This is a genomic window from Methanoregula sp., assembly GCF_002835825.1.
Classification (GTDB): domain Archaea; phylum Halobacteriota; class Methanomicrobia; order Methanomicrobiales; family Methanospirillaceae; genus Methanoregula.
Window position 1 is genome coordinate 1 of sequence record NZ_PIZH01000595.1, and the last position, 1,284, is coordinate 1,284.

The following is a 1,284-nucleotide window of genomic DNA, read 5'->3' on the forward strand; positions in this document are numbered from 1 at the left end:
CATCACGTTAGAGGGGCTGCGGGCGGTGGGGGGGCAAAAAGGCGTGATGGTTAACCTCGATGTGACCGCCGAGAGGGTATCATGGTCGCCGATATACAGCGCGATGGTTGTTGCAAGCGACGCCATCAGCACACCAAAGAGGATCAGGATGAGGTAGATCATGCCATACTCGAAGAGCGTGTGGATGGTCGCGCCGATCAGGATCGAGATCCCGAGGATCACCGATGCCTGGATGACACCGCGGATGGTGATGAAGAGGATCTTCCCAAACAGGATATCCTCGCGGGGTGAGGGCATGGCGAGGAACTTGTTGAGAAAACCAAGGATCTTGTCGAACATCAGCAGGCCGCCACCGGAGAGACCGGAGGCAAGCATGGTCATGACAAGGATTCCGGGCGTGATGAAATCAAGGTAGTTGCCCGTGAACTTCACCGGAAGGGCGAGGCCCACGAAGATGAGCCATGCTGCCGGCATCACGAGCATGGAGACAACAGCAAGTTTGCCCCTGAGCCACTTGATCATGTCCCGTTCCATGTAATACCAGATGCCTTTCATTTAGTGTCTCCTCCTGAGCATGGAGCGGAACTGGTGATCGTTAAAGGTCCGGGATTCTTCATAGGTCCCGACTGCGTCGATGAATACATCGTCAAGGGTCGGCTCGCGAAGCGAGAGGGAATGCACCTTTAGGCCCTTGTCGGAGAGCTCTTTGGTAATGAGGGGGAGGGCCTCCTTGCCGCTCTCTGCGGTGAACGTGATCTCGTCATCTTTCTGGCCCACGAACCGTGCACCCTCGAGGGTCTGGGGCGTGTACGTGCCGGTTACCTTTGCGGTTATGACGTCTTTCATCAGTTTGGCTTTGAGCGCCTGAGGGGTGTCAAGGGCAACAATCTTCCCCCTGCTGATGATGCCGACCCGGTCGCAGAACTGGTCCGCCTCGTCCATGTAGTGGGTGGTGACAAATATTGTCATCCCGTTCTTCCGGAGCATGCGGATATGCTCCCAGATCTTCTTGCGGGCCGCCACATCGAGCCCGATGGTAGGTTCGTCAAGGAAGAGGACCGCGGGCTGGTGGACGAGGGCCTGTGCCAGTTCGAGCCGACGGCGCATCCCGCCCGAATAGGTCCGGACCAGATCGTCGCCCCGTTCGGAGAGCTCCATGATCGCGAGAACTTCGTCCACCTTGTCCTTCGGGCTCTCGATGCCGTACAGCTTGGCAAAGAAGAGCACCTTCGCACGGCCTGTCAACGTGATGTCAACCTCCATGTCCTGCGCGACGGCAGTGGG

At 57.9% G+C, this 1,284-nt stretch carries 2 protein-coding genes; both read right to left on the bottom strand.

From position 1 onward, the window contains the following. Nucleotides 1-555: ABC transporter permease (locus CW742_RS13640; RefSeq protein ID WP_292421308.1), on the bottom strand; the 555-nt coding region annotated here is incomplete at its 3' end. Beyond that, nucleotides 556-1,284 (bottom strand): ATP-binding cassette domain-containing protein (locus tag CW742_RS13645; protein ID WP_292421309.1); only part of this gene is annotated, 729 nt, incomplete at its 5' end. It lies immediately after the preceding gene.